General features: G+C 61.3%; 25 protein-coding genes. 9 read left to right on the top strand and 16 right to left on the bottom strand.

Features of this window, described 5'->3' with window-relative positions; all coding sequences use genetic code 11:
• Window positions 1-169 precede the first annotated feature (169 nt).
• Window positions 170-1,900, top strand: a complete 1,731-nt coding sequence (hflX, locus tag NW807_RS04345) for a GTPase HflX (protein ID WP_414425375.1) — start codon at window positions 170-172, stop codon at window positions 1,898-1,900.
• A 123-nt stretch (window positions 1,901-2,023) separates the two neighbouring features.
• Entirely contained in the window at window positions 2,024-3,754 is a 1,731-nt protein-coding gene (locus tag NW807_RS04340; protein ID WP_414425374.1) for a diflavin flavoprotein, read from the top strand.
• A gap of 3 nt (window positions 3,755-3,757) precedes the next feature.
• Here the strand turns inward: NW807_RS04340 and NW807_RS04335 are convergent, their stop codons facing one another.
• The 7 genes from NW807_RS04335 to NW807_RS04305 form a co-directional block, all read right to left on the bottom strand.
• Window positions 3,758-4,015, bottom strand: coding sequence for a hypothetical protein (locus NW807_RS04335; protein ID WP_414425373.1), 258 nt, complete (start codon window positions 4,013-4,015; stop codon window positions 3,758-3,760).
• A gap of 202 nt (window positions 4,016-4,217) precedes the next feature.
• On the bottom strand, window positions 4,218-4,868 hold the full coding sequence (locus NW807_RS04330; RefSeq protein WP_414409859.1) for a precorrin-8X methylmutase: 651 nt from the start codon (window positions 4,866-4,868) through the stop codon (window positions 4,218-4,220).
• Between the two features lie 292 nt (window positions 4,869-5,160).
• Window positions 5,161-5,502, bottom strand: a complete 342-nt coding sequence (locus NW807_RS04325) for a histidine triad nucleotide-binding protein (protein WP_414394984.1) — start codon at window positions 5,500-5,502, stop codon at window positions 5,161-5,163.
• Window positions 5,503-5,571: 69 nt separating this feature from the next.
• Window positions 5,572-7,644, bottom strand: coding sequence for an FAD-dependent oxidoreductase (locus NW807_RS04320; protein ID WP_414425372.1), 2,073 nt, complete (start codon window positions 7,642-7,644; stop codon window positions 5,572-5,574).
• Between the two features lie 131 nt (window positions 7,645-7,775).
• A complete protein-coding gene (locus NW807_RS04315) occupies window positions 7,776-9,299 on the bottom strand; it encodes an AAA family ATPase (RefSeq protein ID WP_414405306.1) in 1,524 nt (507 codons plus the stop codon).
• Window positions 9,300-9,453: 154 nt separating this feature from the next.
• A complete protein-coding gene (locus tag NW807_RS04310; protein WP_414425371.1) occupies window positions 9,454-10,500 on the bottom strand; it encodes a thiamine phosphate synthase in 1,047 nt (348 codons plus the stop codon).
• A gap of 63 nt (window positions 10,501-10,563) precedes the next feature.
• Window positions 10,564-10,869, bottom strand: a complete 306-nt coding sequence (locus NW807_RS04305; protein ID WP_414425370.1) for a hypothetical protein — start codon at window positions 10,867-10,869, stop codon at window positions 10,564-10,566.
• A gap of 95 nt (window positions 10,870-10,964) precedes the next feature.
• Between NW807_RS04305 and NW807_RS04300 the strand changes: the two genes are divergently transcribed.
• Window positions 10,965-12,134 carry a lipid-A-disaccharide synthase-related protein gene (locus tag NW807_RS04300; RefSeq protein ID WP_414425369.1) on the top strand — a complete coding sequence of 390 codons (1,170 nt, stop codon included), beginning with the start codon at window positions 10,965-10,967 and terminating at the stop codon, window positions 12,132-12,134.
• Window positions 12,135-12,252: 118 nt separating this feature from the next.
• A complete protein-coding gene (locus NW807_RS04295) occupies window positions 12,253-13,314 on the top strand; it encodes a CIA30 family protein (RefSeq protein ID WP_414425368.1) in 1,062 nt (353 codons plus the stop codon).
• A 204-nt stretch (window positions 13,315-13,518) separates the two neighbouring features.
• On the opposite strand, the gene NW807_RS04290 is transcribed toward NW807_RS04295, so the two are convergent.
• The gene (locus tag NW807_RS04290) at window positions 13,519-13,596 is read right to left on the bottom strand and encodes a pentapeptide repeat-containing protein (RefSeq protein ID WP_414425417.1); all 78 of its coding nucleotides are present in this window, start codon (window positions 13,594-13,596) and stop codon (window positions 13,519-13,521) included.
• Between the two features lie 26 nt (window positions 13,597-13,622).
• Complete coding sequence (locus tag NW807_RS04285) at window positions 13,623-14,060, bottom strand: pentapeptide repeat-containing protein (protein WP_414425416.1); 438 nt, start codon at window positions 14,058-14,060, stop codon at window positions 13,623-13,625.
• A gap of 72 nt (window positions 14,061-14,132) precedes the next feature.
• Between NW807_RS04285 and NW807_RS04280 the strand changes: the two genes are divergently transcribed.
• Window positions 14,133-14,291, top strand: coding sequence for a hypothetical protein (locus NW807_RS04280; protein WP_414425367.1), 159 nt, complete (start codon window positions 14,133-14,135; stop codon window positions 14,289-14,291).
• A 290-nt stretch (window positions 14,292-14,581) separates the two neighbouring features.
• Entirely contained in the window at window positions 14,582-15,313 is a 732-nt protein-coding gene (radC, locus tag NW807_RS04275; RefSeq protein WP_414425415.1) for a RadC family protein, read from the top strand.
• A gap of 10 nt (window positions 15,314-15,323) precedes the next feature.
• Here the strand turns inward: radC and fmt are convergent, their stop codons facing one another.
• The 3 genes from fmt to cbiD all read right to left on the bottom strand — a co-directional run bounded on the left by fmt (window position 15,324) and on the right by cbiD (window position 18,243).
• Window positions 15,324-16,316, bottom strand: a complete 993-nt coding sequence (fmt, locus tag NW807_RS04270; RefSeq protein ID WP_414425366.1) for a methionyl-tRNA formyltransferase — start codon at window positions 16,314-16,316, stop codon at window positions 15,324-15,326.
• Between the two features lie 24 nt (window positions 16,317-16,340).
• Complete coding sequence (locus NW807_RS04265; protein ID WP_414425365.1) at window positions 16,341-17,051, bottom strand: hypothetical protein; 711 nt, start codon at window positions 17,049-17,051, stop codon at window positions 16,341-16,343.
• Between the two features lie 64 nt (window positions 17,052-17,115).
• On the bottom strand, window positions 17,116-18,243 hold the full coding sequence (cbiD, locus tag NW807_RS04260) for a cobalt-precorrin-5B (C(1))-methyltransferase CbiD (protein ID WP_414425364.1): 1,128 nt from the start codon (window positions 18,241-18,243) through the stop codon (window positions 17,116-17,118).
• A gap of 93 nt (window positions 18,244-18,336) precedes the next feature.
• Here cbiD and NW807_RS04255 point away from each other — a divergent pair, with 93 nt between their 5' ends.
• Window positions 18,337-18,690 (top strand): hypothetical protein, encoded by a 354-nt coding sequence (locus NW807_RS04255; RefSeq protein WP_414425363.1) that lies wholly within the window; start codon window positions 18,337-18,339, stop codon window positions 18,688-18,690.
• Between the two features lies 1 nt (window position 18,691).
• Here NW807_RS04255 and def read toward each other — a convergent pair whose 3' ends face one another.
• From def to NW807_RS04235, 4 genes are all read right to left on the bottom strand, one after another.
• The gene (gene def / locus NW807_RS04250; RefSeq protein ID WP_414425362.1) at window positions 18,692-19,288 is read right to left on the bottom strand and encodes a peptide deformylase; all 597 of its coding nucleotides are present in this window, start codon (window positions 19,286-19,288) and stop codon (window positions 18,692-18,694) included.
• Between the two features lie 101 nt (window positions 19,289-19,389).
• The gene (locus NW807_RS04245; RefSeq protein WP_414395000.1) at window positions 19,390-19,695 is read right to left on the bottom strand and encodes a DUF3593 domain-containing protein; all 306 of its coding nucleotides are present in this window, start codon (window positions 19,693-19,695) and stop codon (window positions 19,390-19,392) included.
• A gap of 3 nt (window positions 19,696-19,698) precedes the next feature.
• Window positions 19,699-20,013 (bottom strand): DUF2499 domain-containing protein, encoded by a 315-nt coding sequence (locus NW807_RS04240; protein WP_414395001.1) that lies wholly within the window; start codon window positions 20,011-20,013, stop codon window positions 19,699-19,701.
• A 6-nt stretch (window positions 20,014-20,019) separates the two neighbouring features.
• Complete coding sequence (locus tag NW807_RS04235; protein ID WP_414395003.1) at window positions 20,020-20,196, bottom strand: NblA/ycf18 family protein; 177 nt, start codon at window positions 20,194-20,196, stop codon at window positions 20,020-20,022.
• Between the two features lie 368 nt (window positions 20,197-20,564).
• Between NW807_RS04235 and NW807_RS04230 the strand changes: the two genes are divergently transcribed.
• Both NW807_RS04230 and NW807_RS04225 read left to right on the top strand, forming a co-directional pair.
• A complete protein-coding gene (locus tag NW807_RS04230; RefSeq protein WP_414395004.1) occupies window positions 20,565-20,816 on the top strand; it encodes an RNA recognition motif domain-containing protein in 252 nt (83 codons plus the stop codon).
• 40 nt (window positions 20,817-20,856) lie between these two features.
• The gene (locus tag NW807_RS04225) at window positions 20,857-22,161 is read left to right on the top strand and encodes a metallophosphoesterase family protein (protein WP_414425361.1); all 1,305 of its coding nucleotides are present in this window, start codon (window positions 20,857-20,859) and stop codon (window positions 22,159-22,161) included.
• The last annotated feature ends 428 nt before the right edge of the window (window positions 22,162-22,589 follow it).

Raw genomic sequence — 22,589 nt, 5'->3', positions numbered from 1 at the left:
TGCCGCCAACGCGCCGTTCGGCTTGTCCTGGTAGTTAACCTTTGCAGAGGATCTGGGGCCCCGTCGCCACGCCCCCATTGGCCCTGGGCCGGCGGCTCTCCCTCCCAGGCGGCTCGGACAAAGCGTGTATGGTAGATAAAAGCCTGTTTTCGGGTATTTCCTCGTCCCTATGCCCAGGGTTAGCGCCTCTCGCCAGCAGACCGACCTTGGTTTGAGCCTTGCCCAGGCCAAGGGGCTAAAACCCTATCAGCGCAAGCAACTGCAACGTCTTTACCAACTGCGACTGCCCCCCAATCGGCTGGTGACGGTGGAGTTTGCCCAAAGGCTGGGAGCCCTCACTCAAGATCTGGAAAGCCAGCCCATCAGTGTTTACCTCAATCGGCGGGGCCAAGTGATTCGCGTGGGGCTGGGATCCCCTTTTGAAACGCAGATCCCGGCTTGGGAGCTGCCGCGCCAGGGGGCGGAGCGCCTGTCCGGGATCCGCTGCATCACCACCCAAGTGGGCCCAGGGGGTCCTAGCCAAAAAGCGCTGACAGCTATGGCTCTCCAGCGGCTGGATGCCCTCATTACCCTCTCGGTCTCTCCCCTAGAGGGACGGCTGCGCCGCGGCGGAGGGGCCACGGGCTTTGTCAAGTGCGCCTACCTGGCCCATCTGGTGCCGGAGGAAGGGCGCCGTTGGCAGGTTTCTGAGCCTTTGCCCTTGGGGATCCTGGCAGAACAAGATCTGCAGGAGCTGGTGACGGAGCTAGAAGATGGCTTTCGGCGCCAAGCAACTGCCCGCCAGGTGGATCCCAAGCAGGAGCGGGCCATCCTAGTGGGGCTGCAGGGGCCGGGCCAAAGCTACGAGGATCTCATGGACGCCTTGGCGGAACTGGGCCGCTTGGTGGAGAGCGCCGGCGGACAGGTGCTCCAAACTATCTGGCAGCGGCGGGAGAGCCCCGATTCTGCCACGGTCATCGGCTCGGGTAAAGTCCAGGAGTTGGCCTTGCTGGTGCAGGATTTGGGGGCCAACCTGGTGGTGTTCGACCGCGAGCTCACCCCCAGCCAGGTGCGCAACCTAGAGGAGACCCTGGGGGTGCGAGTGGTGGATCGCAGCGAGGTGATCCTGGATATCTTTGCCCAGCGGGCCAGAACCCGGGCCGGGAAGTTGCAGGTGGAGCTGGCACAACTGCAGTATCTGCTGCCCCGCTTGGCTGGTCGCGGTCGCACCATGTCGCGGTTGGGAGGTGGAATTGGCACGCGGGGGCCGGGGGAAACCCAGTTGGAAACGGAGCGGCGGGCCATCCAGCGGCGCATCAGCAAGCTGCGGCAGGAAGTGGAAGAGCTGCGCCGCCACCGCCAGCGGCTGCGCCAACGGCGGGAGGGATCCCAAATTCCTGTGGTGGCCCTGGTGGGCTACACCAACGCTGGTAAATCTACCCTTCTCAACGCCCTCACCCACGCCCAGGTCTACGTGGCTGACCAACTCTTTGCCACCCTGGATCCCACCACGCGGCGGCTGGAGCTGCCCGGTCAGCAGGCGGTGCTCTTGACCGACACCGTGGGATTTTTAACTGAGCTGCCTGAGCAATTGGTAGAGGCATTCCAGGCCACGCTGGAGGAGGTGACGGAGGCCGATGCCCTGCTGCACGTGGTGGATCTCTCCCACCCCAACTGGGAAGGGCAAATCGAGGCGGTGGAAAAATTGCTGGACCAGATGCCCCTGACCACCGGTCCCCGACAATTGGTGTTCAACAAAATTGACCGCCTGGATCCCGAGTGGGTGGAAGATGTCCGCCTGCTCTACCCCAAGGCTTTGTTTGTTTCCGCTGCCACTGGCCAAAACCTGGATCAGTTGCGCCACACCTTGGCCCAGTTTGCGGCTGCCTTTGGCTCCGGCTCCTTGGCGGCAGATCCCTGAAGCATTCCATTAGAAAATCCAAACTTGCCGGCTGTCCTCTCCCTTCCCCCTGCCTCAACATTCAGTTACATTGCAATTAGGTTCAGTTACACGCCAAGTTGCCGTCTGGCAGAGGGGGAGGACATGGCCGCTATGGCAGTTGCACCGCGCTTGGCGCATCTCACACTGCAGACGCTGCCTATTGGCGCCGATACCCTTGCCATCCGCTCCCAGGACTGGGATCGGGATCGGTTTGACATCGAGTTTGCCCTGGAAAATGGCACCACCTATAACTCCTTTTTGATCCGCGGCGAGAAGGTGGCCCTCATTGACACCTCCCACGAGAAGTTTCGGCAGTTGTACTTGGATCTGCTGCGAGGCCTCCTGGATCCCGCCACAATCGACTACCTGGTGGTCAGCCACACCGAGCCAGATCACAGCGGCCTAGTGGGGGACCTGTTGGAGCTGGCGCCCCAGCTGACGGTGGTGGCCTCTAAAGTGGCCGTGCAGTTTCTAGAAAACCTGGTGCATCGGCCCTTCCGGCACCTGGTGGTGAAGCAGGGGGATCGCCTGGATCTGGGCAAGGGGCATGTCCTGGAGTTCATCTCGGCTCCCAACCTGCACTGGCCCGACACCATCCTCACCTACGACCACGGCACCCAGATCCTCTACACCTGCGACGTCTTTGGGATGCACTACTGCGACGACTTGGCTTGGGATGAGCATCCCCACCTGCTGCAGGCCGACTTTAAGCTCTACTACGACTGCCTCATGGCGCCCAACGCCCGCTCCGTGCTCTCGGCTCTCAAGCGCATGGAAGCCCTACCTCCCATTGCGGCCATCGCCACCGGCCACGGCCCCCTACTGCGGCATCACTTGTCTAAGTGGGTAGAGCACTACCGCCGCTGGAGTCTAGAGCAGGCCAAAGCCGAACGGCTGGTGGCTGTCTTTTACCTGTCGGGATATGGCCAGGCGGAAACGTTGGCTCAAGCCATTGCCCGCGGGATCCAAAAAACCGGCGTTGCCGTAGAGCTGGCGGATCTGCGGCTGCTGGATGCCCATGAGGTGCGGGAGCTAACCAGCTTGGCTGCCGGTGTGGTGATCGGCATGCCCCCCCAATCGGGGCCCGAGGCAGCCACCACGCAGATGCTGCTGAAAACTCTCCTGGCTGCTGCCCACGGCAAGCAGGGCTTTGGCCTGTTTGAGTCGGGGGGAGAAGACGACGAGTCGGTCTACCTCTGCCGCAACACTTTGCAGGAGCTGGGTGCCAAGGAAGTGTTTCCGCCCATCCTCCTCAAGCAGCCTGTGAACGAAACCCTGCTGCAGCTGGCGGAAGAGGCTGGCACCGACCTAGGGCAATGGCTGACCCGGGATCGCAGCATTCAGCAAATGAAAGCCCTAGATGCTGACCTGGATCGCGCTCTGGGTCGCATCAGCAATGGCCTTTACATCCTCACCGCCCGCAAAGGGCAGGCCACTAGCGCCATGCTCGCCTCCTGGGTAGCCCAGGCCAGCTCTGATCCGCCGGGGATCAGCGTTGCGGTGGCCAAGGATCGGGCCATTGAGTCTTTCCTGCAAGTGGGAGACACCTTTGTCCTCAACGTGCTGCAGGAGGGCCATCACCAGTCCCTGATGCGCCACTTCCTCAAGCGGTTTCCTCCAGGGGCCGACCGCTTTGCTGGCGTCAAGACCTACCCTGCCGCCAACGGATCCCCTATCCTTGCCGATGCCTTGGCCTACCTAGAGTGCCGCGTGGCCAGCCGCCTAGAAACCAGTGACCACTGGGTGGTCTACAGCATCCTTGAGGCAGGACGGGTCTCCAGTCCTGAGGGCCTCACTGCGGTGCACCACCGAAAGGTGGGGAATCACTACTGATCGTCAATAAGACAGCCGATACCCTAGACCGCTGGGATGCAAGACAAAAGAGCTGTCTTGTCCCAAGGGAATCCCCTCTGCCTTGAGCGGAAAAGGCAGCTTTGGGGCTTCTTGCTCTGCTTGTTGGGCTAGGCGGTAGAAGCTGCTACCCGCAGAGGGAAGGGCAGAAGGTGCATGCTGCTGTTGCCAGCGCTGGTAGGGGTTGAGCTGGGCTTCCTCCAAGCTGAGATCCAGGGAGGCGGCGAGGGAAGACAGGGGCAAAGCGGCCACCTGCTCGGGATAAGCCCACCCTCTCAGCCCAAACGCTACAGCTAGAAGGCAACTGATCCTCCAAAAACCACTGAAATGCCGGAAATGTTGCATAACTAGACGCCCTGCTGCACTCCAAGAAGGCAGCTCCCAGCTTGCCAAGACGAAACCTAGAAAGGTGTGACCAAGATCCCAGGGCGTTTGTGATCTTGGCTTATCCAGGGCTAGGTTTACCTGGGCGATCCCCACGGCCAGGTTGCGTGTAGGCCTGCCAGGCTAGATCCAAAAGTCCATCCAACACCGCCGCTGCTACAGCGGGACCGCCTTTACGTCCCTCGGTGCGGATGTGGGGTACCATCGAATCGGCCAGCTCCTGCTTGGCTTTCACCACGTTCACAAACCCAGCCGGCGTCGCGATCACGAGGGCGGGGGCTACTTCCTTCGCTGTAATCAGTTGCACTAGGGTGGTGAGGGCAGTCTGGGACTGGCCGATGACAAAGATGGCCTCCGGGTAGCGCTGAGCCAGGGTCTGCAGGCCCCAGGCAGAGCGGGTCTTGTCCTTCTGGGGGCGGGTGACAGCTTCGCTGCCGCAGTAGATGGGGTTGGAAAAGGTGTTCTGCACAGCCCGCGCAATGCCCACCTGCACCATTGGCTCGTCCACCACGATGGTGGTGCGCGCTGCCAGGGCTGCCGCCCCTGCTTGCAGAGCCTCGTTGGCAAACCGGATGAGGTGGAGATACTCGAAGTCTGCGGTAGCGTAAATTACCCGACGCACCACCTCGTATTCGGCAGGAGAAAGCCCATGCTTGCCCACCTCTTGGTCGATAATCATCAGGCTTTCCGCATCGGTGACATGCCACTCCATTGGCTTTAGACCTCACCCGCCGGCTACCCTTAACAGCAGCATTGTATCTTTGACGTCCTCCCCTGCCTCCTGCTTAAAGGCGGGGCCTCCACAGAGCTAGAGGTGCTTGTCTCTCCAGCCCCGCTAAGTGCCCTTGGGTAAACTCTCTGCCAGCCGATGCCCGCAGTTGGCAAAATTTGCCCTCTACAGCGCTTGCCCAAGCGCGTTCGACACCGGTTGACACGTCTGCACCTTCTCGCCCTGGCAGCGCGGAGCGCTCTATAAAGCCCCCCATTGGCGGCAAAACCGTCGTCTAGCCGGGAGGCCAGCCCATGGGTCGACCGCCGAGAACGTGAATGTGGAGATGAAAGACAGTTTGGCCACCGTCTTCTCCGTCGTTGATGACCAAGCGGTAGCCTTTGTCTAGGCCAGCTGCAGCAGCCACCCGTTGGGCTGTCAACAGTAGGTGCCCCAACAGCGCCTCATGCTCAGGTTTGGCCTGGGAAATCCGGGGAATGGGCTCCTTGGGCACCACCAGGATGTGGACAGGGGCCTGGGGAGCAATGTCTTTGAAAGCAATTGCCCTCTCGTCTTCGTAGACAATTTGGGCGGGGATCTCCCTACGGATGATCTTGCTGAAAACCGTGTCGCTCATGGGTGGTGACAAACAAGTTCTGCCCTTAGCCTACCTGTTTGTGACTCTAAACTGCCGTGGCTGCATGAGCTAGACTCTTTCTTCTATCCAGCTCGGTATCGGATTTTGGACGCTTGGCTTAGCAGAAGAACTAGGAGCAGGAAGGTGGAACTCGAGGCGCGGCCGGCCGACACCGTAAGTGAGGGTGTAGCTCCAGCTTAGGCAGCGCAGCCAGAGGCGCGGGTAGCGAGGCTCCAGCCAGAGCTGCAGGCGCCGCAGCAGCTTGGGGAACCAGCCCCCCAGCAAGGCCGAGAGCAAGGCCAGGCCGGTGTAGCTGAAATAGGTGGGTAGCCACTGGGCAAAGCCTTCCGCCCCCACCGCCTCCCAAATCCACAGCAGCAGCCGTGGGTTCCGCAGAGCTGCCTTGATGGCCATGCGGTTAAAGGCCAGCCAGCCAGCCCGGTCTTTGATAAAGTCGTCCACCACCTCTGGCGGCTCGGTAGTGAGAGTGCCAAAGAAGCTGTTGAGGATGGCGTTGATGCGCTCGGGCGGCAGTACCTTACCGGTGGGCACCATCATGCCGCGAGAAAACAGCCAGGTCACCGCCGAGTTGCCCTGATAGGCGCGGATCTGGGCTAGGTCGGCCGCTTTGAGCAGATCATGGCGCAAGGCTGTGTCCAGTAGGTCACAAAGGCGGGGGCAGTTGCGCACCAGGGATCCAAACCCCGTAAAGCTCAAGGGCGATTGCAGGGCTGCCGCATCCCCAATCAAGAGGACGCGGTCGAAGGGCTCTGCGGGAGCTGGCTGCCGGCCAAAGCGTCCGGGGATATAGCCAAAGGTGGCCTTCTTCCACTGCAGGCGCTCTGGGTCACAGCGGCGGTACTCAGGCAGGATGGTGAAAAAGTCTTCATACAACTCCAAGAGGGAGCCCGGGTTTTCCGGGTGTACTTGGTGGTAGTAGAACAGGTAGAAGGTGAGATCCTCCCCTGGCCCAGGGAACAGTTCCCAGATCAGTTGTCGACCGCGGCTGATGTCTCCATGGCTGGCCAGGATGTCGCCAAACTGGGGATCCCAAACTCCCGGCTCAAACCCCCCTGCAATGGTAGCTCCCACCGTGGGGCAAACGCTGTCAAAGGCGCGGCGGCCGTAGAGCTGCTGGGCAACGGGGGAAGCTGTCCCCATGGCATCCACCAACAGGCGGGTTCCCAGGCAGAACTCTTCTTGAGTGGTTAAGTCCCTAACCACCACCGTGACGCCTTGCTCCTCGATATAGGCCCGCTGGAACTCACTGCGCTCGTAGATGGCGCCGCCGCAGGCTTTTAGGATCTGGCCGCAGAGCTGCAGGAGTTTTTCGGCATCGATGGCCAGGTTGAGCACCGTCGGCGTGTGCAGGACGGGCGCGCGTACAGGGCTGTTGCCATCAAAAAACTTGTTGAACCCATCGGTGTATTCCCTGAGGATGAGGCTCTCCATCTCCTCAGAGCTGAGGAGGCCGAAGTCCACCAGGGTCTGCAGCTCCCGCCGCGAGATGTTCCACTCCCGATTCATGCGGCCAAAGGGAAGCCGTTCCACCAAGGCCACGCGGTAGCCCAGGCGGGCCATGGCCGCGCCGTAGATGGCTCCCAGGGCTCCGCCCACCACCACCAAGTCCCACTCCAAGGGTGCAGGTTGGGGGGCAGGCTGACGCAACAGCACCGGTGGCCGCTGAGTAGGAGGGGACTGTACCTCCTCCCGCCAGCGCCTCTCCCACCAGTAAACCCGCTGCAGGTCAAACTCGCCGTTGGGGATGCGGCGGAAATACTTTACCGTCTGCGGGTAAAAGGGCTCCAATTGCTCAAAGATGGATCCCTGGCTGAGATCGATAGGGGGCAACTGCGGGTAGCGGTGGGGAAACTGGCTTTGGATAGCCTTTTCCACTTCCTTTAGCCAGCGGCCCTGCTGGGGAAAAGGCCGCTCTGACCACTGAAAGATCTTGAGATAGGTGGTGTTTAGCCCCGACCAGAGGAAAACGGCCAGCTCCGCTCCAGATCCCTGTAGGCGCAGGCCGGTAGGAGTCAGCACCTTTTGGCTGCCCGTAGGCAAAGGCAGGTGCTCCTGCAGCCAGCGCAGCACTTGAGCGGTCTCTGGGCAAGGGATCTCGCGGTAGTACAGAGGCTTGAGCACAGGGCCAAGACACAAAAAGAAGCCAATCTTTACCCATTGTGACACGAGGGGAGGAGCGCTTAGGTTCCCAATGCCTCAGTAAGCCGCTTGGTGGGAGCCGACTCCAGGACCTCAACCCCCGCCTAGGGGCTCTACGAAGCCGCAAAACATTGCTTCATCTCCTGCAGCACCTGAGCATCTTGAGAGGCAACTCTAGCGCCGGCTTGGGCAGCCCAGCACTTCAGGCTTTCGATCTGCTCGCGGGCAATGGAGGCCAAGGGCACGGTTTCGCGGATGGCCTGCAGGATGTCTTCCTGGGTGAAGTCTCGCCGAGCGCCACTGCCACTGCCCCCAAAGGCGTTGTACATGGCGTCCACGATAGCCTGCTCGATCTCGGCGCCGCTGAAATTTTGAGCTGCGGCTGCTAGAGCATCTAGGTCGAATTCCCGCAGGCGGTTGGGGCGCAGCCGCTGCAGGTGTACCCGGAAGATCTCCTTGCGCTCGGCGTGGGTGGGTAGGTTAAGGAAAAAGATCTCGTCGAAGCGGCCCTTGCGCAACAGCTCCGGCGGCAAGAGGGGCACATTGTTGGCAGTGGCCACGATGAAGACCGGGCTGGTTTTCTCCTGCATCCAGGTAATGAGGCTGCCGAACACCCGGCGGCTGGTGCCCGAGTCCCCGTCGGCGCCGCTGGTGATGTTGCCAAAGGCCTTGTCAATTTCGTCAATCCAGAGCACACAGGGGGCCATGGCCTCCGCCAGTTGGATCATCTGGCGCACGCGGCTTTCCGACTCGCCAACAATCCCAGCAAACAGCCGCCCAACATCCAGCCGCAACAGGGGCAGCCGCCACTCGTTGGCGATGGTCTTGGCCGAGAGGGACTTGCCGGTGCCCTGGATCCCCACCAGCAGCACCCCCTTGGGGTTGGGCAGGCCGTAGCGCCGCGCCTCTTCGGTAAAGGCTTCCTGGCGCACCCGCACCCAAGCCTTGAGGTTGTCCAGCCCACCCACATTTTTCAGGGTCTCGCGGGCGGTGAAAAACTCCAGAATGCCCGTCTGGCGGATGGCCTGCTTCTTCTCCTCCAACACCAGGTCGATATCGGCCTCGTTGACCTCCTGCTTGGCGGCCAGGGCGCGGGCCAAAACACGGCGGATGCGCTCTCGGCTTAGCCCCTGACAGGCTTTGACCAGTTGCTCGCGACCCAAGGGGCTGAGCTTAAGTTTTTCGGGAGCTACATAGAGCTGGATGAGGCGGCTAATCTCTTCGCTGTTGGGCAGGGGAATATCGACAACGGTGACCTCCTCGGCTAGGTCGCTGGGCACCTCCAGAGTATGGCTGAGCAGGATCAAGGTCTTGCGGGTGCGCTTGAGCTCGCGGCTAAGGTTTTTCAGCTCCCGCAGGATGGGGGCGTTTTTGTCGCTGGTGGCGTTGCGCAACACAAAGTGCGGATCCCGCAGCACAAACAGGGTGTCTTCCTGGGGAGCTGAGCGCCACACCCGCCCCAGGGCGGCCATGAGGGAACCCCGGTCTTCGCCGCTATCCTGCCAGCCCCGTACCACGTCCCAAAACAGCAGCCGCCGCGGCGGATCGGTTCTCTTGGCTACCTGCACGAGCACGGCATCGGCCGGCTCCTCTTCCGGGGAGACCAGGTAGATCAGGGGGTAGCGGGCCCGGATCATCAGATCCAGCTCCTGGATCAGCTCCCCTTGCACCTCAGTGGCAATCCCACTTAGGCTGGGATCGCCGCCGCTTTTCTGGTTGCGATCCGTGAGCTCTCTGAGTTCTTTTGCCAACTCTGCCATCAGGGGAATGAACAAGTAGGCTTTTTCTCTTTCAAGATAGAGCAGGGATCCCTTGCAACTCGGCCAGCATGGCACGGGCGGTCTGGGTGGGATCCGCCGCCTCCATCAGGGCCCGCACCACGGCTACGCGACTGGCGCCTGCCCGCAGCACCTCCGGCAGGTTGTGGAGATCGATGCCGCCAATGGCAAACCAGGGCAGAGAGGCCTTCTCGGCAGCCAGGCGCACGTACTCCAGGCCCGCAGGCGGTTTTTCCGCCTTGGTGGGGGTAGCGTAGACAGGGCCGACGCCAATGTAATCCACGTCGCTGGCGAGGGCCTGGGCCAACTCTTCGGCGTTGGTGGTGGACAGGCCAATCAGGCGTTGGGATCCCAGCAGTTGTCGGGCTTGGGCAACTGGCAAATCCGTCTGGCCCAGGTGTACCCCATCCGCCTGGCTGACCAAGGCCAAGTCCACCCGGTCGTTGACAATCATCAACGCCTGGTAGCGGTCGCACAGTTGCCGCAGCTGTTTGAGATCCCAGAGCATCTCCCTGTCGGCCAGGTTCTTGCGGCGGTACTGGACCAAGGTCACCCCGCCCTGCAGCGCCTTTTCCACTACTTCCAGCCAGTGGGGCACCGGGCTGGTGACCAGGTAAAGACGGGCTGCCAACAGCCGTCGGCGCAGGGATTTGCCCAACAGCTCACTTTCAAGAACGTAGAGGTGGTAGCGCATGTCCTTGGCCAGCTTGGCCAGGCCAGGGGCCACCCACTGCTGGGATTCGGCCAGCTTGCCGTATTCTTCCAGCACCCGCAGCGCCTCCTGCACGCGGCTGCAATTGGCTTGCAACAGGTGGCTGAGATCCCGCCGCTCCTCCTCCTGGGGGTGGGAGAGCTGGGTGCCGGGGTCGGCAGGGGTGTCGCGGGCCAACCGCAGTGGGTTGCTGTGCCAACGGGCTAGGGCCTGGCGCATAGCTTTGCACTCGCTAGCCAGCTCGCCGTTCTCCAGGCCAAAGCGAAACCACTCCTCCAATACCCGGAGCCCTTCGCGAGCGCGGTCAAGGTTGGCATCGAGAATCCGGGCGACGGCTTGTGGTTTCATGTCCCCTGCGCGTGGGAGTTTTAATCCTTACTCTAAACCGGAATAGTCTCTCCGGCACCTGGGCTAGCCCTTGTCCGAAGAGGAGTCAGGCTGTTGCCAAAGGGCGTTGAGGAAAGCCTGCTGGGGCGTGTGTCCCCAGGCAAACTCACGGGGGCCGCTTCCTTCCGGCAGGTAGGCCCAAGCGTAGCGCTCACAGGCAGGAAAGTAGCGGATCTCCCACCAGGGCTGGCCGGCGGCCACATCCTTCACCGCCCGCCAAAAAGGTCCCCGCTGACGGCTAAGACGGGTCTCGACGAAGTAGGGCCCTTCCAGGCGCAAGGCTTCCACCGCTGCAATAAACTCGGCTCGCTGTCGCTCATTTCGGATCATCGCCCCGGCTTTCTCTCTCAGATTGGCCCTATTTTAATTCGGTAGGCTTTGGTAGGCTCGTTTAGTCTGGCTGGAGACGACAACCTCCCCCAGCAATGAACTCCCAAAATCTGGCGCGGGTGCTGTGCCTGAGCAATGGCCACGGAGAAGATGAGGTGGCTAGCCGCATTGCCTCAGCCCTCACCCAACGAGGGATCCCAGTGCAGGCCCTGCCGATTGTGGGGGAAGGGGTGGCGTATCGACGGCGAGGGATCCCGCTGCTGCCCCTGACCCAGGTAATGCCTTCGGGGGGATTTATCTACCAGGATTGGCGGCAGCTGTGGCGGGATCTGCGCGCTGGCTTGTTGGGCCTGACGAGGCAGCAACTGGCTCTGGTGCGCCGCCTAGCCAAGCAGGTGGAGCTGGTGCTAGCCGTGGGAGACATTGTGCCCCTAGCCATGGCCTGGTGGAGCGGGATCCCCTACGTTTTCGTGGGTACGGCCAAGTCGGACTACTACTGGCGGGACGAGCGGGGGCCCTACCGCCGCCCTTGGCTGGGCCAGCCGGCTTCCGATTACTTGCCCTGGGAGCGCTGGCTGATGGCCCACAGGCGCTGCCTGGGTTCTTTTCTGCGGGATGAGCTGACGGCAACTGGCCTGCAGCAACGGGGCCTAAGGGCCTTCTACCTGGGCAACCCGATGATGGACGACTTAGAGCCGCGGGGGGAATTGCCTTTGGATCCCAGCCGGCCTGCGGTGCTGTTGCTGCCGGGATCCCGTCCTCCGGAAGCCTACCGCAACTGGGCTTTGATGATGCAGGTGGTAGAGCAACTGCCGCCGGAAATCCAAGTCTATGCAGCCCTCAGCCCCAACCTGGAGCGGGATCCCCTTCAGAAGAAGATCCCGTCTCGGCGCCGCGACCTGCTGCTGGTGTGGGGAGATTTCGGCACCTGTGCTCACCGAGCTACAGTGGTGTTGGCCATGGCGGGGACGGCCACGGAACAATGCGTCGGCCTAGGAAAGCCAGTGGTCACCCTGCCAGGAGAGGGGCCACAATTTACCCCGCGCTTTGCCGAAGCCCAAAGCCGCCTTCTGGGATCCGCCGTCCACCTCACTTCTCCCCAGCAGGCCCCTGCCGTGCTCTGCCAAATTCTGGATCGCCTAGCCAGGGATCCCGATTACGCCGCCCAACTGCGGGCCCACGGGCAACGGCGCATGGGATCCCCTGGGGCCACCCAGCGCATTGCTGACCAGATCACAGCCTTGCTTGCCGGTCCCCGGGACTAATCTGTGGCGGTTCCCCAACTGCTGCCGCACCCTTGCCCCTTTGCCTACGCTGGAGAAGGGGATCCCTTGGGTAGGTAGCCGGTTTGCCTACTTGGAGGGCGTTTTGGAGCAGCTAGAGATGACCTGGGACTTAGGGCGATTTTGGAACACCCTCACCTACTACGAGGTGCTACCCTTTGCCAGCTTCTGGCGCTGGCTTCAGAATGGCTTTCAAAGCCCAGAAGTTCCCTTTATGCCTCCTTCTCTGACGCCAGCCACTTCCCTTCCTCTGGTTCTTTTGGGCGATGGCCTGCCCGAAGGTTTGACAGAGGCGTTGCGCCAGCAAGGGGCGGAGGTAGGGCAGAGCCAGGACTGTGCGACAGCCAGGGTGATCTTAGGGCTGGGAGCGCCAGAGGTGGCCAGGGCCCACCTGGAACGGCTGCGCCGCAGCGGCCAAACGGAACAGATACTCTTCGACTTCCGCCAGCCCAACCCCCAGTTAAACCAGTTCTGGGGCATCTTGGACGATGTGGTAATGGGTGGGGTGAGCCAAAGCCAACTGCTCTGGGGAGAGGGCGAGCTGCTGCTTACGGGCCAGGTTTCCACGGCCAACTTCGGCGGCTTTGTTTCCACGCGCACGCGCAATTGGCAGCCTCCCTTGGACGCCTCAGGGTTTGCTGGCCTGGAGCTGCGGCTGCGGGGCGATGGACAGCGCTACAAGGTTTTGCTCAGGGATCAAGGCGGCTGGGACAGCCCAGCCTACGCCTACGCCTTCGACACCACCCCTGGGGAGGAGCAGACCGTCCAGGTTCCTTTTGCCGAGATGGTGCCCACCTTTCGCGCCCGCCGGGTTGCCGCTCCCCCCTTGAATACCCGCCAGATCTATTCGCTGCAGCTGATGCTGAGCAAGTTTGAAGCCGACGGCAGCCCTAACCCTCGTTTTCGGCCTGGGCCCTTCCAACTGGGCCTGCGCTGGATTGGGCTTTACCGCGGTGACCCCCTGCCGCAACTGATTGGGGTGGCCCAGGGATCCCTGTCGCCCGCGTGGGTGACAGCCCTGCAGGAGAGCTCCAGCCGCTGGTGTGGGGTGGAAATTCCCGCCGGGATCGAGGGATCTACCTTAGCCGCTCACCTGCTGCGCCTTTTGCGCTCGCCCGAAAGTGTGGGCCGGGTGGTGCCTTTAGAAGCTTTCCCCGGCTAAGCTTTGACCCACTGCTGGGATCCCTTTGGGCTGCCGACGAGGCTCGTTGGATCGGGCATCTCGGTCAGGGGTGGAGGGCTCTGAGCGTCCTGGCTGCTATTGCCCTGGCTGGGAGGATCCCGCTTTCCGACCTCTTCGAGACCCCACAGACCTTGGGGCTACGAAGTCAAGGATGGCGCGTCCCATCGGGAAGAATTGTGCTCGTCAAATCTCAGAATCGAGCTTGGCACCTTTTAGGTTGGCCCCTCTGAGCTGAGGACCTGTCAGTTCAGCTCCCCTCAAGTCGGTCCCGAACAATTCGGCCCCGCTCAGGTTGGCCTCCTCCAGGCCCCGCTCAGCTTGGCCCCGATCAGGTTAGCCCCGCTCAGGTCAGCCTTCTTCAGGTTGGCCTTCCTCAAGTCAGCCCAGCGAAAGTCTCGCTCGCCAGCTATATACTTTCCTCGAATATCCCCAACCTGACGTAGGGGGATCTGATATGCCTTTGCTGCCTGCACGTGGTGGAGATTGTCGGATTTCAGGAACGTCTCCCAAGCAGCGAACTTTACCTCCCACTCCTTGTCCTCCTGCAGTGCTTTCAGGAGAAGCTGGGCCCCTTCTTCCCCATGTTGGAGAGCATCTTTGAGAGCTCGGATTCTCACTTGGGGATCCGGACTGGCCAGGGCTTGTCGAACAGCCACCAGGCCACCCATGGCCAGATCGAATCCACTAGGCCCTTGTCCGCCCAAGCCGGGATTGAAGTTTTCCATCACCGCACTGCCTCCTAGTGAGACATTAGCTAGTCCGCCGGGATACCCGTTAGCGCTACGCGCTGGGGGAGTGTGGAGGTAGACCTTCTATCTCCTTACCAGACGCGGCAGCCCCGTGTCCTTATTGTCGGCAGGGATCCGGCAGGCGTCCAGGTGGCGGACTGGGTGGCCACCGCTCTCCTGGCCAAGCTGCGTGCGGCGTTGCGGTGGATTCAAGGGATCCCGTTTTGAGTTGGCTTCCTCTTTGTGACGGTTCTGTCCTTTCCCCTTTCCTAGGAGCTATCTTGTAACCCTTCTTCACCTGTGGCCCTACCTTGATCCTGGTGCTGGCGGTTGTTGCAGCATACTCAGGGGGGAGCCGTCCACTTTTTTTCAGGAAGGGTTGGCCCCTATGGGCTGCGCTCGTTTGTACCCTATCTTTGAGATCCGCTGCGGGTTCCTGGCAAGCACGGCGTAGGTGCCCGATTGCCTGGTAACCTGGGATCCCAGCCTGTAGCAGCCCCTTTTGGCTGTTGAAGAATATGGGCCAGTATGTGCTGCGTATTAGCGACCTTCCCCTTCGGGACCGCCCGCGCGAGCGACTGCTCAGCCAAGGGGCCAAAAGCCTCTCCCACGCCGAGCTGTTGGCCATTTTGCTCAACACAGGCCAGGGGCCGGGCAAGCTCTCTGCCTTGGGCCTAGCTCAATTGCTCCTCAAAAAACTGGAAGTGCAAGGAGATCCCCTTGCCCAGTTGCGCCAGGTGGAGGCCGGGGAGCTGCTTCAAATTGAGGGCATCGGCCCGGCCAAGGCGGCAACGGTACTGGCGGCCATCGAGCTGGGGCGGCGGATCTTTTTGGCCCGACCACCTGAGCTGACGGTGATTGAATCGCCAGAACAGGCGGCCATGGCCCTAAGCGCCGACCTGATGTGGGAGGCCCAAGAGCACTTTGCCGTCCTGCACCTGGATATCAAGCACCGCCTCATCGGCCAGCAGATCGTAACGCGGGGAACCGCCACGGAAACCCTCACCCACCCCCGGGAAACCTTCCGCAGCGCCATCAAGCAGGGAGCCAGCCGCATCCTGGTGGCCCACAACCACCCCTCTGGCAGCTTGGATCCCAGCCCCGAGGATCTGGCTCTCACGCGGCAACTGCTGCAGGCGGGACAACTGCTGCAGATCCCCGTTTTGGATCACCTCATCCTGGGCGGCGGTCAGTTCCTCAGCCTGCGCCAACACACCAACCTCTGGCAGGAGTTTCCCCAGCCAGAATGAGCCCCCTGACCTACTCTGCCTGGGGAGAGGAACCATCGGTCTCCAAAAGTGGCTCAAAGCGCATGCCCACCCTGAGCTGGCCGCCGTTGACCAGATCCCAAGCCGACTGTTCTTTTCTGCCAGGCAGCTGGGCCCGTCGGATCAGGAGGGATCCCTCACCGGTAGCCACATACACCCCTTCTCCCTTGGCCAGTCCCACGACTTCTCCAGGGCTGCCCTGGGGAAGAGGATTAGGTGGCGGGTGCAACTGAGGAGAGGCGGAGCGGACAATCTTAATCCGCTGCCCCTGCAAGCCGGTAAAGCAGTTGGGGGAAAAGGCGCGGATTTGATTGTGCAAAGCCTGGGCCGAGCGCCGCCAATCGAGCTGGAAGTCCTGTTTTTTGAGCAGGGGGGCGTAGGTGGCCCGCGAGTCATCCTGAGGAATGGGGGTCAGCTCTCCTTTTTCCAACTTCAGCAGCGTCTCCACCAACAGACTTGCCCCCAGTTGGGCCAGTTGGGAGGCTAGCTCCAAGCCGGTCTGCTCCGGCCCGATGGGCAGCTTGGCCTGCAGCAAGATGGCTCCTGTATCTAGGCCCTCGTCCATGAGCATGGTGGTGACCCCAGTCTCGGTCTCGCCGTTGGCAATGGCCCACTGGATGGGGGCAGCGCCGCGGTAGGCCGGCAGGAGGGAGGCGTGGACATTGACGCAGCCCAGCCGGGGCATCTGCAGCACCGCCGGTGGCAGGATTTGGCCGTAGGCCACCACCACAAACACATCGGCAGCCAGAGCCGCCAGCGCCGCCAGCACCTCTGCATCCCGCCGCAAACAGACAGGTTGCCACACGGGGATCCCCTGGGCTTGGGCAAGGACCTTCGTGGGCGGAGGAAGCACCCTTTGTCCTCGTCCCTGGGGCCGATCCGGCTGGCAGACCAATCCCACTACTTCAAAAGGAGACGGCGGCTGCAGGAGAGCCTGGAGCGAAGGCAGGGCAAACTCCGGCGTGCCAAAGAAGACAACCCGCATGGCCAACCCCCTGAACCCTGCCCTTTAGTCTAGGGCGGCGGGGGAAGGCCGAGGGGGCTCGCCATCGGCAGCGTCGGCTGCTGGAGAAGGAAAGGGAGAAAGCCTGCCTGGGGGAGCCTGCCAAAAGGCGGGCTGTTTGAGATCGAATTCCTGGCTCCAGCTTGGAAAGAAAGAGCTCAGCTTTTGCCCAGAAAGCCGCAGCCGTTGCACAAAGGTCAATTCTAAGCGCGTTAGAACCCGCCGCACAAAATCCTTGGCCCAGGCCGGATCCGGCGCCTCTGCAGCCTGCAAGTTAATCTGCAGCCAGCCCAGCTTGGGATGCAGGTGAACCCGAGCGCGGATTCCTTCTGGGTGGAGCAAGTAGTTGAGCACCTCCTGGAGGGCCTCCTCATCCCCCTGCCGGGCACGGTACAAGGGGCTGTTGGGGTTGGGCGGCGGCTGGTAGCGCCACTCGCGGTGCCATTCCGGGATCCCTTCGTTGGGGGGAAAGCCGAACAGCTCCACCTGGCGCTGCCGGTAGCTCAGCGCCATTTCCTCTAGGGTTGGCAGGAGGCTCTCCAGCAGCCAATCCGGATCCGGGAGGGGCTCCCCTTCTAAACGCAGCAACAGGCGGTGGCCGGAAAGACGCGCCTGGACTTGGAGAGAGCTCAACCCTAGGGCACTCAGGGCTGCCTGCAGGCGCGCCACCCTCTCCGACAGAGGAGGCTGGGGAGAAGCTGCAGAAGAAGTAGCCACTGGTGGAGATCCCTGGGTAGCTTCGGATCCAACCTAGCTCAGCGCCTAGAGTTGCTGAAAACCACTAGAGGGTTTGAGCAGGCTGAGGTTTAAGTCCCTGCCCCGCCTGCACGCAAACTTGCCCTTGTCGATCAAACAACGTTACCGCCAACGCTAGGGATCGGCCGGCGTACTTTTGCACATAGGCTGCTGCCCGCTCGCAGATTCGGCAAGCCAGGGCCTGCAGCACCGGCTCTGCCCAACCCAGGCTTTCTAGGTACTGCACTGCTGCTTCCACCGTTCCCAGCTCCAACAGCCGTCGCGCCTGCTCGGCTGCTCCCCCACAGCGGATCAAGGCTGCCACCAGAATCTCCAGGCGGGCATCGGCCACATGGCTGGAGGTGGTGAAGATGCCGCCTGCTAGCTTGATGAGTTTGCCGTGGTAGCCAATCAAGTGAACGGCCTCCGCCCCCCGCAGCGCCGCCTCCACCAGCAGCGGCCCTACCCAATTGGCTACCCGCAGGATTTGCTCTGCCGGGATCCCTTGCCGCAGGGCTACCTGTTGCCCGTGGCTGCCTAGGCAAAAGGCCAGCTGCCTGTGCTGCTCGAGCTTCTGTTGCAGCTCTTGCCGGGCTTGCTCCAGACTTTCGGCACTGGCAGAGGGCTCCACCTCCGCCCGCGTCCCCACCAGGGCTAGCCCCTCCAGCACCCCGAAAGCAGCATTGGAGGTGCGTTCTGCCAGCAGCTTGCCTTCCGGCAAGATGATGCGCACCCGCAGGCGATAACCCTCCGGGATCCCTGCCAAAAGGTTGACCTCAAACAGACGCCGGGCGTAGGCAGAGATGGCTGGACTGCCGTCAGCGTGTCGCCCCAGCCCCTCGCCCGCTTCTAGAAGCAAGGGGGGGGCGGTGGGATCTCTTTCCTCCAGAGCCACCCACCCCCAGACCGGCGTGTTGCGGGTGAGATCCAGGTGAGGGCCGGGATCCGAGCGGGTGATGGCTAAAGCGGTGTTCTCCGACAACGTGGCCACCTGCTCCACCGGGATCCTGACCGATCCCACCTCAGGCTCCACCTGCACTGCCACGACGGGACAACCACCCTCCTGGGGCAAGGGAATCTTGAGGAGGTGGTGAAAGGCTGCCTTGGCAGCAGCCACTGCAAACACGGGCAAGGTGTAACCTCGCTGAGGGGAGGAGGGGAGGGAATCCTGCATTTTTTGTTCAATCGTTAAATGATCTGGGCGAAGGGAGGGAGGGATAGAAACCTGTCTTTTCAATGGGAGTAAAGAGTTAAGAGCGTGGCAGCTATGAGCGAAACCTTGCAGCACTATTTTGAGCGTCTGGAGGGGCAAATTCAGGAGCTGAAAGCTGCCATTGAACGGCTGCCAGAACAGGTGGTCGCTGCCCTGCTGGCGCGGCAAGAGGCCAAAAAAGCTGTGCCCGCCTCCTCCTGCTATAGCACCCTAAACGCCGACTTGGTCGGAGATGGGAGCCATAACTTTTTGCTGGAGGAGGATCCGCCTGTAGTCGGCAACCGCCAGCCGACCTATGATCTTGCCCCTGAGGCCCAGATCCAGCGCTTGAGCGCGCAGCTAACTGCTGCTTACAACCGCATTGCCGCCCTGGAGGAGCAGCTCTTGGCCCAGCGCCTGCGCAAATAACCTAGCGAGGTTTCAGGGCAGGAGCGGCAAGGGGATTAGCTCTGCGTTGCACATCCTGCATCTGGAAGCCATGCTTGCGCAGCTCCTGATCCAGCAGCAGTTCGTTTTCCACGTAATCGACAAACAGCACACCGTTGAGATGATCGATTTCGTGTTGGATGACTCGCGCTAGCAAGTCATCGGCTTGGATTGTGCGGGGCCGTCCGCTTTCGTCCTTAAACGACACCACCACTCCCTGGGCGCGTAGAACCTCACAGAAGACGCCTGGAATGCTTAGGCAACCCTCCTGAGCGGCCACTGTTTCGCCAAGGTACTCGCGGATCTCCGGATTAATCAGTACCAGCGGCGGCACTTCTGGCTTGTCGGGATAGATGTCCACCACAATCAAGCGCTTGGGAACGCCCACCTGTGGTGCTGCCAGACCAATGCCATCAGCGCTGTACATGGTCTGCAGCATATCGCGCGCCAATTGGCGGATCTCGTCGTTGACTTGGCTAATCCGCTTGGCTGGTTGCCGCAGCACCTTGTCCCCCATGCGATGGATGCGCAGCGGTGGGTTTTTGAGTTTAACTTTGGGGACAGAAAGCGTGGCCACCATCGGGCAGGTCTCTTACAAAACAAACATCAGCTTGTCTAGCTGGTCCCCTCATTCTACACTTGCTCAAACCCCGGGGACGCCTGGAAGTTAGGCCTGAGGACTCACGACTGCTCAGGGCTGTTCGGGGATCCCTGGGCCTTCTGGTCAAGGGCTTGCTTGAAGCCCAAGGCCACCAAAATGTTGGAGAGAGTGAGAAAAGCCTCTGCCCCTCCATGGAGGGGATCCACATTGGCTAAAGAAGTGCCGTAGTGCTTCTGGGCGTACAACCCTGCTGGGATGCTGACGGCAACAAAAAGCAGCAGCAGCCAAAAGCCCGCCACCGCCAAGCGCGGGATCCGGCGCAGCCGCGACAGGAAGAACAAAAAGAGCAAGTAGGGAAACAGAGAGAGAGCAAACAAGCTGTTCATTGCTTAGCTGGGATCTCGTTCCTCCGCCTGCTCGGCTCGCCAAATGCGGTAGGCTGCCCACGCCAGCGTACAGTTGCCCAGCAGGGTAAACCCAGCCTGAGCAGTCACCAGCCCCTCCAAGTTGGGGTCGTTGTCAAACCAGTGCCAGGTAATGGCACACATGGCTCCCACCAGCGCCGGCAGCATCGCCCAGCTCAGGCTTCGCCATTCGGGGCGCCCCGTTCGCTCCCCAAACTGCCACACCCAAACGATGGCCGCCAGCCACTCCAAGACGCTGGCCACGTGAATCCACCAGGTGGGAAATGAAAGGGCATGCATACACCCCTAGGCGTTGAGGAACTGGCGCAGCAACTGGCGATAGGTGGCCTCCTGCAGCAGCATTTGCTTGTGCAGCTTGACCAGGATGTCCTTAGCTTGCTCGGGACTCATGCGAGCCACCAGCATCTCAAAAGCCCGCTGGCGAAATTCTTGTTCCAAAGAAAGACCTGGCGTTTCCTCCATTATCGTCACCTCGAGAGGCTTGGGGGTAGGTCAGAGACTTGCTTTGGGCTATTCCAAACCTGCCCCTGACGCGCGACGCAGTCAGGATAACACATATCTTAACAATCTCCCTTAACAAGCTGCAATAAGATGCCAAGCCCTGGTAGCTAGGTGGGGGAGGGAGATCTCAACGAAGTAGCAGAAAAAGTCCAGTTCTACAGATTTGACGAGGGCGCATTTCGGATAGGGAGATGCGAAGCTTTTTGAGCAGGGATCCCTTTACGTCTTGTTATTTTGGGCAAGCGAGCAAGGCGTCATGGTAGAAGTGAAGTACCTTGAGCTGGGGCTGCTGCTCCTCCTGACCTGTGCCTTGCCTTGCTTACATTGCTATGACCATTTTTGTGGGAAACCTAAACTATAAAGCTTCAACTGAAGAGCTCAAAGCCTTCTTCCAGCAGCGGTGGAACGTTAAGTCAGTTACGATCCCGAGAGACCGAGAAACCGGCCAGACAAGGGGTTTTGCATTTGTGGAGTTGGCCACCAAGGCGGAGGAAGAAGAAGCCATTAACGTTGCCAACGGTCAGGAATTTATGGGTCGGCCCTTGCGGCTAGAGTGGGCCCGGCCGCGCCGAGAGACTTAGATCCCAGGCTGGGCCTGGAATTTAGAGAAGGGCGGCTGAGATGGTGAGGCTGTTGCATTTTTCCGATGTCCATTTGGGCAGTGGTCTAGCCTACGGCTCCATCAACCCGGCCACGGGACTGAACACCCGCTTGGAGGATTTTGTGGCTTCCTTGCAGCGGTGCATTGACCTTGCCCTCGATCTAGCTGTGGACTTAGTTCTGTTTGGGGGAGATGCCTTTCCCGATGCGACGCCGCCCCCTCGGCACCAAGAACTCTTTGCCCAGCAGTTTCGCCGGTTGGCCGATGCCGGCATCCCGACCGTTCTCTTGGTGGGTAACCACGACCAATACGGACAGGGCCAGGAGGGCAACAGCCTAGCCATCTACCGGGCCTTAGGGGTGGCGGGGTTTGTCGTCGGGGATCGGCTGCAGACCCATTGGATTGAAACTCGCAGCGGCCCAGTCCAGGTGACCACCCTGCCTTGGCTAAACCGCTCCACCCTACTGGCCCGCCAAGAGGGCTTGGGCCTTGACCCTGAAGGGCTGACCCAGAAGCTGCTACAGCGCTTGGATCTGGTGCTGGAAGGGGAGGCCCGCAGGTTACGGCCCGGGATCCCGGCAATTTTACTAGCCCATGTAATGGTAGATACAGCCCGCCACGGGGCCGAGCGGCATCTTTCGGTAGGCAAAGGCCTGACGGTGCCCCTCTGGTTGCTGGCGCGGCCAGCTTACCAGTACGTGGCTTTGGGGCATGTGCACTGCCACCAGGTGCTCTGTCGGGATCCCTTGGTGATCTATCCCGGCAGCATCGAGCGGGTGGACTTCGGGGAGGAAAAAGAGGAAAAAGGTTGCGTAGTGGCAGAGGTTACGGCCACAGGAGCAAGCTACGAATTTTTGCCCTTGCCCGCCCGCGCCTTTCACACCATCCGCCTCGATCTCACCCCCTATCCCCCCCAAGAAGTGCAAGCCAAACTCCTGGAGGCCATTGCCAAGGCCCCTGTAGCCGGCTCCATCCTACGCCTCATCTACCGCCTTCGCCCCGACCAGCTCGATGGCATTGACGAGCGGGCTCTGCACCAAGCCCTTGCCCCTGCCTTCAGCTACACCATTGCCCCAGAAGTGGTCAGCCCTGGCCGCATCCGCTTGCCGGGCTTGGATCCCAGACATCTAGAGCCCCTGACGGCTCTGGAGCAGTATCTAGCTGACCGCAGCGATCTGGCCCCCTTGCGCAACGAGTTGCTGGCGGCTGCCCGTCAGTTGCTGGCGGAAGCAGCAGATCCCTTGCCGGAAGGGAATGCCAACGAGGAGGAGGCGGATCCTCCAGGCCCCGCCGACTGGGAAGAGCAGCAATTGCCCTTGTTCTAGGGCTCTGCCTCCATTGCTTTGACCTTTGTCGGTCAGAGGTGGGGAGCAGGGCCGCTTCTAAAGAACCTTTGCCGCGTGATCCGGATCACTTCGGGAGGGGGGAAACGGCAGAGACTGGAACTGGGTTGAAGTCGTTGGCAACGACGCTCTCAGCTCACTTCCAGGGAACTAACCTAGGCTGGCAGATCTCACCCTGCCAGTCTTTCCTTTTGTAGAGCTGGGGAGCCGTGGAAAGCAAGGGATCCCTGCAGTTATCATGTCACTGCTAGGCTCTGTCTCGACTTCGAAAGAAGCTGGAGGTAGAGGGGATTTGTCTCGAGAAAAGAAGGAGCAAAGGGCATGGAAAGCGTACTAAGGTCTCTAGTGATCGGGGCAATTGCCGGTTGGCTGGCAGGGTCTATCCAGCGCGGCTACGGTTTTGGCCTGAT

Source organism: Synechococcus sp. R70.1, from assembly GCF_047461675.1.
Lineage (GTDB): Bacteria > Cyanobacteriota > Cyanobacteriia > Thermostichales > Thermostichaceae > Thermostichus.
The sequence above is the reverse complement of the archived record's forward strand: the minus strand, read 5'-3'. Positions and strand labels throughout refer to the sequence as shown.